Source organism: Ornithinimicrobium sp. (assembly GCF_051004135.1).
GTDB lineage: Bacteria > Actinomycetota > Actinomycetes > Actinomycetales > Dermatophilaceae > Ornithinicoccus.
On sequence record NZ_JBPCKQ010000080.1, the window covers coordinates 21,316 to 27,547 of the forward strand.

The following is a 6,232-nucleotide window of genomic DNA, read 5'->3' on the forward strand; positions in this document are numbered from 1 at the left end:
GACAGGACCACGGGAGGGGGAGCCGCGACATGCGCGGCCCCCCTCCCGTCGGCGTCTCTGGGGCGTGAGCCGTCCGTAGATGTCAGGAAGGAAGGCGGTAGACCCGCTCGGCGGTCCCGTGCCAGATCGCTGACTGCTCGCTGGGCGACAGGGGCGCCGCCCACTCCTGCAAGACCTCCAGGGTGGGGCCGTAGCCACCAGCGGGAAGGGTCATCGGCCAGTCACCGCCGTACATCAGGCGGTCGGCGCCGAAAGCCTCCAGCGCGATGTCCAACGCCGGGGTAAGGGTCGCTACGTCATACCGCGCACCGGGGATCCGCAGACCGGAGACCTTGGCCACCGCGCACGGCTCGGCGGCCAGCGCACGCAGCTGGGCGGCCCACGCCGCGAAACCCGTCGACTTCACGCCGGAGGCCAGGGGAGGCTTGCCCAGGTGATCCAACACCACCACGAGATCCGGCAGGTCACGAGCGATCCCGACCACCTGCCACAGGTGGGCAGGGAACGCGTCCGGCACGTCCAGGGTCAGACCCCGGTCGGACACCGCCTGAAGACTCCGCCGCACCGTGGGCAGCTCCAAGAAGTCGGCGCGCGGGTCGTCGTGCACCAGGTGACGCACGCCGCGGAAGGCCCGGTGCTGCTGCCATCGGTCGAGCAACCGGGACGCCTGCTCGGGCGTGTCCAACGGCACCCAACCGACGGTCGCGGCGGCCCAGTCGTGGCGGTCGCACACCTGCAGCATGGACTCCGTGTCCGCGACCGTGTCGTCGGCCTGCACGAGCACCGCCGCCCCCACTCCTGCGGCGTCCAGCTCACCCTCGGCCTCCTCAGCCGTGACGTCCCGATGCAGAGGTCCCAGAGCAGGGGTGATCCACGCGTACGGGCTGTCCTGCGTTGATATCGGCAACCGCCACAGATGCAGGTGGGAGTCAACGACCCTCACCCTGCGTGCTCCACGAGCCCGGAGGAGGCCAGGTCGTCCCAGAAATCCTCGGGTATGTCGGCTCGCGCATTGTCGTATGCCTGTCTCACTTCCGCGGGCGATCGTGCGCCGAGCACGACGACCTCGACCGCAGGGTGCCGCCCCACGAACTGCACCGCAGCAGAGGGAACGGCGACGCCGTGCGCGGCGCAGAGGTCGTGCAGTCGGCGCAACCGGTCCAGGACACTCGACGGGGCCGGGGCGTAGTCGTAGAGCACCTGCTCCGGCATGGTCGCGGTGGCCAGCGCGCCGGAGTTGTATACCCCGGCGGCCATGACACGGACCCCGCGCTCCAGGCACAGCGGGAGCAGCCGACGCCCTGCCGGCTGCTCCAGCAGGCTGTACCTTCCGGCGCACATGACGACGTCCAGGTCGGCCTCGGCGACACACCGCTCCAAGGCGGAGGTGTCGACCGAGCCGACGCCGATCCGATCCACCAGGCCCTCGTCGCGCATCCGTACCATTTCGGGCAGAGCCGTGACGATGCCTTCGTCCAGACCGTGCACGTCCGGGTCGTGCAGGTAGAGGATCTCGACCCGGTCCAGGCCCAGTCGCTGCAACGACTCCTCGAGCGAGCGGCGCAGGCCGGCCGGGGTGTAGTCCCAGCGTCGGCGGAGCGTGGCCGGCACCTCGAAGTTCGCTGGATCGAGCTGACCGGGGGCATGCTCCGGGTTGGGCTCCAGGATCCGGCCCACCTTGGTGGATATGAGGGTGTCGCTGCGGTCGATCTCGGCGAGTGCCGCGCCGATCCGCCGTTCCGACAGACCGAGCCCATAGTGCGGCGCCGTGTCGATCTGGTGGAAGCCCAGCCGTATCGCGCTGCGGACCGTCTCCAGCGCTACGTCCTCCGGGACGGCCTGGTACAGGTTGCCGATGGGCGCGCCGCCCAGCCCCAGCGCCGGCAGCATCAGACCTCCTGGGTCACGCCTTGGGGGGACCAGACGGATCCGTCGGGGTAGTGGTGCTCGCGCCGGGACACCGCCAGCATCTCGGTGCTCGCGCCGGGGGTCAGCGGCGCCTGGTAACAGCCGTCCGTCAGCACGGTCGGAGTGACGAAGTGCTCGTGCAGGTGGTCCACGTACTCGATCATCCTTCCCTGCGTCGTCCCCGAGACGGCGACGTAGTCGAACATGCTGAGATGCTGCACAGCCTCGCAGAGCCCTACGCCACCAGCGTGCGGACACACCGGCACACCGAACTTGGCCGCCAGTAGCAGGTTGGCGACGTTCTCGTTGACCCCGGCCACTCGGACCGTATCGATCTGCATCACCTGCAGTGCGTCAGCCTGCAGGAACTGCTTGAAGACGACGCGGTTGGCGGCGTGCTCCCCGCTGGCCACCCGGACCGGCGCGATCGCCCGGGCGATCGTGGCGTGACCGAGAATGTCGTCCGGGCTGGTCGGCTCCTCCACCCAGGCCAGCGCGTCGTCACCGAGTGCGCGGATCCAGCGGATCGCCTCGTCCACGTCCCACCGTTGGTTGGCGTCGACCGCCACAGAGATCTCCGGCCCAACAGCGTCGCGGGCGAGCCGTAACCGGCGGATGTCGTCGTCGAGGTCGGCACCGACCTTGAGCTTGACCTGCCGGAAGCCGTCCGTGACCGCCTCCCGGCACAGTCGTTGGAGCTTGGCGTCGTCGTAGCCAAGCCAGCCTGGGCTGGTGGTGTACGCCGGGTAGCCCCGATCAAGCAGCTGCTCCTGTCGTTGCCGGCGGCCGGGCACCTGGTCCTCGAGGATGGCGAGGGCCTCCTGAGGGGTCAGCGCATCGCTCAGGTAGCGGAAGTCGACGAGGTCGACCAACTGGGCCGGTGACATGGCCGACAGCAACATCCACAGCGGTTCGCCCGCCCGCTTGGCCGCGAGGTCCCACAGCGCGTTGATGACCGCGCCGATCGCCATGTGCATGACTCCCTTCTCCGGGCCCAGCCATCGCAGCGGTGAGTCGTGCACAAGCTCGCGCCAGGTCGAGCCCATGTCGTCCAGGAGCGGCTCGACGTCACGATCGATGAGGTGGGCCCGCAGCACGTCGAGCGCGGCGATGACGACATCGTTGCCGCGGCCGATCGTGAAGACGAAGCCATGGCCGCTGTGACCGTCGTCGGCGTCGGTCTCCAGCACGACATACGCGGCCGAGTAGTCGGGGTCGGTGTTCATGGCGTCGGAGCCGTCCAGCGAGCGCGAGGTCGGGAAGCGGATGTCCTGCGTGAGCACCGCCCTGATGCTGCTCATGCCTGGCCGCCCAGGTCTGCGGCAGAGTCGTCGTGCGCCAGCAAGCGTTGACGCTGTCGGCCCAACGACTCGATGCCGAGCTCCATGGTGTCCCCAGCATGCAGGTACGGGAAGCGGCCGGACAGGGCCACTCCCTGCGGTGTCCCGGTGTTGATCACGTCACCAGGGTCGAGCACGAGGTACTGCGACAGGTGCCACACGATCGTCGCGACATCGAAGATCATGTCCGCGGTACTGGAGTTCTGGCGCTCCTGGCCGTTGACCGAGGACCAGAGGGGCAGATCCTGCACATCCGGCACGTCCGCATACGGCACCAGGGCGGGACCCAGGGGGTTGAACGTGGCACAGCACTTGCCTTTGGACCACTGGCCACCGGACTGCTCGAGCTGGTAGGCGCGTTCGGAGACGTCGTTGCTCACGGTGAACCCGGCGATGTGGGCTGCCGCGTCCGCGGGGGAGGGCAGGTAGGAGGCGCGACGCCCGATGACCACAGCCAGCTCCACCTCCCAGTCCACCCGGTGGGCGTCCGGCGGGATGACCACGTCGTCGTCCGGGCCGACGAGGGTGTTGGGGTGCTTGAAGAACAGGATCGGCACCTCCGGCGGAGGCGAGCCCGACTCCTCAGCGTGGGCCGCGTAGTTCTGGCCGATGCACAGCAGGGCCCCCGGACGCGACACCGGGGGGCCGACGCGCAGGGACTCGGCGCCGGCGACCTCCGGGAGTTGGCCTGCCTGTACTGCCACGCGGGCGCGCTCGATGCCGTCGGCCGCGAGAAAGGCGCTGTCGACGTCGGCGGTCAGCGGGCGCAGGTCGTAGTGCTGCCGGTCGTGTCGCGCGACCGGCAGCTCCTGCCCGGGTGGGCCCAGTCGGAGAAGATCCACAGTGATCCCTTCGTCGATGAGGTCTACATGAGACCCATCTTGCCGCAACATACATCAGACGTCTATTAGGGCCTCGACGTTATGCTCGACGTTATGGCTGAGAAGGGAGAGCTCCTCCGTGTCGTCTCACGAACTATTGATCCGACCTGTTTGGCGTCCCCAGTTTGACCGGCACGCGCGTCGCGGCACAGACTTGAACCCCGTCCTCGAGGAGAAGGCACGCTCGCTATGGCTGAGTTCAGCGGTCTGACCGCCGTCGTCACGGGAGGCGCCTCGGGAATTGGGGAGGCGGTGTGCCATCTGCTGCAGGCCCGTGGTGCGACGGTCTATGCGATCGACCGGCAGGAGGGGACCACGCGGGGCGGCGTCCGGGTCCTGGCTGCGGACGTCACCGACGACGATGCTGTCGAGGCAGCCGTGGCGGCCATCGTGGACCGCGCCGGTGGACTGGATATCCTGGTCAACAACGCGGGCATCGGCGCCGCCGGGACCGTGGCCGACAACTCCATCGAGGAGTGGCGTCTGGTCTTCGACGTCAACGTCTACGGCACCGTCCGGATGACCCGGGCCGCCTTGCCCCACCTTCGTCGTTCCGCTGCAGCCGTGGTGGTCAACACCTGCTCGGTGGCCGCCGAGGTCGGTCTGCCGCAGCGCGCCCTCTACAGTGCTAGCAAGGGGGCGGTGCTCGCACTGACCCGGGCCATGGCCGCCGATCACGTGTCGGACAACGTTCGGGTGTGTTGCGTGAACCCGGGCACTGCTGACACTCCGTGGGTGTCCAGATTGCTCGACGCCTCCGAGGACCCGACGACAGAGCGCGAAGCGTTGCAGGCGCGTCAGCCCACTGGACGCTTGGTCAGTGCCGACGAGGTGGCGCACGCTGTGGCCGGCTTGGCCAGCCCACTGGCGAGTGCAACCACCGGCGTGGCGCTGACCGTCGACGGGGGGTTGACCGGTCTACGGCTGCCCGCCGATTGAGCGATCGACGCCGCCGCTTTGACGCCAGCTGCGCCTGGACAGATGATGACCATGTGAGGCGTCCCCTCGTTCCACCCGCCCATGCTCGCCGAACCCGTATCCTGGAGATCATCGATGCGCAGGGTTTCGCGCGGGTCACGGACCTGGCAGACCTGATGCAGGTGACCGAGGTGACGGTGCGCTCGGACCTTGACCACCTGGCCAGGAGCAGGGCGGTGCGGCGAGTGCACGGCGGGGCGGTGCGGCCTGGCCTGCGCTCGGTGGTGGATGAGACACCCGGCCTCGACGGCTCCCAGAACTGCAATTACGTACCGACTGAGAAGCTCAGGCAGTTTATGCCATGTGGGCAAGTCCTCCTCCGGACACTTCTTGATGTCAAGATTGGCCTGTGACTTGCGGAAATGGCTGCTGTGTGGGGTGTTGAGCATCTAGGGGTCCGGACACGCTCAGGGACACACGCTGTCGCTGCAGTGGCCCTGACCAGTAGTTTGCTGTGGTCGTACTCGAGCTTGATCCCCAGCGAGCCGTAGAGTCTCGCCTTGTCGGCGGGGTCCGCCTTGGCCAGCACGGTGGCGATCCCGCCCAACTCGTCCAGAGCCGTGGCCATCTCCTCTGCTGTCACTCGCGGGGTGGGATCGGTCGCCCGCAACTGTGCCAGGAGTCCCTCCCTCTCACGAGTCCGGCGCGAGAGTTGCTCGGTCAGGGCGGGAATGTCCGCCCCACTCTCGATAGCTGCCAGCAAGGCGTTGATCTTCCGGTCTACTTCACCAATGCGCTGGCGAAGGGAGGAGTGGGCGGCGGCGCCAGGAGGGACCGGTTGCTCCGATTCCAGTGCCTCGGGAGAGGTCAGCTTCGCGATCCATGCGTCGAGAGGGGGAAGAATGTGGTCCTCACGCACGTACAGGGACTGGGGGTGATCGCTCAGCTCGGGTGGTATCGAGCGCATGTTCCGCAGACCGCACCGGTAGAGTACTCGTCCAGCGGAGCCGTTGGCGCGGTTGGCTCGCCAGGCCCCTTGCATCCGTCGTCCGCAGTGCACGCAGACAAGAAGGCCGCGAAGCTGGTACGGGTGAACGGAGCGTCGTGACCGAGGCAGCGAAGGTGCATCGGTGACCATGAGGCCACGCACGATCGCGAACTGCTCCTTCGAGATGAGAGCGGGGT

Annotated in this window: 7 protein-coding genes; 2 read left to right on the forward strand and 5 right to left on the reverse strand. The window is 68.2% G+C overall.

Annotated elements, in window-relative coordinates:
• Positions 1-82: 82 nt before the first annotated feature.
• The 4 genes from ACR2FV_RS04735 to ACR2FV_RS04750 are packed head-to-tail and all read right to left on the reverse strand — an operon-like array spanning position 83 to position 4,090.
• Positions 83-943, reverse strand: coding sequence for an amidohydrolase family protein (locus ACR2FV_RS04735; protein ID WP_434014550.1), 861 nt, complete (start codon positions 941-943; stop codon positions 83-85).
• Complete coding sequence (locus tag ACR2FV_RS04740; protein ID WP_434014551.1) at positions 940-1,890, reverse strand: aldo/keto reductase; 951 nt, start codon at positions 1,888-1,890, stop codon at positions 940-942. Before ACR2FV_RS04740 ends, ACR2FV_RS04735 begins: the two co-directional genes overlap by 4 nt.
• Positions 1,890-3,209: an enolase C-terminal domain-like protein gene (locus ACR2FV_RS04745; protein WP_434014552.1), complete on the reverse strand. Its 1,320-nt coding sequence runs from the start codon at positions 3,207-3,209 to the stop codon at positions 1,890-1,892. Before ACR2FV_RS04745 ends, ACR2FV_RS04740 begins: the two co-directional genes overlap by 1 nt.
• Positions 3,206-4,090, reverse strand: coding sequence for a fumarylacetoacetate hydrolase family protein (locus ACR2FV_RS04750; RefSeq protein WP_434014553.1), 885 nt, complete (start codon positions 4,088-4,090; stop codon positions 3,206-3,208). Before ACR2FV_RS04750 ends, ACR2FV_RS04745 begins: the two co-directional genes overlap by 4 nt.
• Before the next feature lie 228 nt (positions 4,091-4,318).
• Here ACR2FV_RS04750 and ACR2FV_RS04755 point away from each other — a divergent pair, with 228 nt between their 5' ends.
• Together ACR2FV_RS04755 and ACR2FV_RS04760 are read left to right on the forward strand one after the other, a co-directional pair.
• Positions 4,319-5,068 carry an SDR family NAD(P)-dependent oxidoreductase gene (locus tag ACR2FV_RS04755; protein ID WP_434014554.1) on the forward strand — a complete coding sequence of 250 codons (750 nt, stop codon included), beginning with the start codon at positions 4,319-4,321 and terminating at the stop codon, positions 5,066-5,068.
• 53 nt (positions 5,069-5,121) lie between these two features.
• Positions 5,122-5,460, forward strand: a complete 339-nt coding sequence (locus ACR2FV_RS04760; protein WP_434014555.1) for a DeoR family transcriptional regulator — start codon at positions 5,122-5,124, stop codon at positions 5,458-5,460.
• Here the strand turns inward: ACR2FV_RS04760 and ACR2FV_RS04765 are convergent.
• A complete protein-coding gene (locus ACR2FV_RS04765) occupies positions 5,373-6,185 on the reverse strand; it encodes a recombinase zinc beta ribbon domain-containing protein (protein ID WP_434014556.1) in 813 nt (270 codons plus the stop codon). The two genes, ACR2FV_RS04760 and ACR2FV_RS04765, sit on opposite strands and share 88 nt — an antisense overlap.
• Positions 6,186-6,232: the final 47 nt, after the last annotated feature.

Bases quoted from the DNA above. Each gene is read 5' to 3' on its own strand.
- ACR2FV_RS04740 (WP_434014551.1), bottom strand. From the start codon at position 1,890: ATGCTGCCGGCGCTGGGGCTGGGCGGCGCGCCCATCGGCAACCTGTAC.
- ACR2FV_RS04745 (WP_434014552.1), bottom strand. From the start codon at position 3,209: ATGAGCAGCATCAGGGCGGTGCTCACGCAGGACATCCGCTTCCCGACC.
- ACR2FV_RS04755 (WP_434014554.1), top strand. From the start codon at position 4,319: ATGGCTGAGTTCAGCGGTCTGACCGCCGTCGTCACGGGAGGCGCCTCG.
- ACR2FV_RS04765 (WP_434014556.1), bottom strand. From the start codon at position 6,185: ATGGTCACCGATGCACCTTCGCTGCCTCGGTCACGACGCTCCGTTCAC.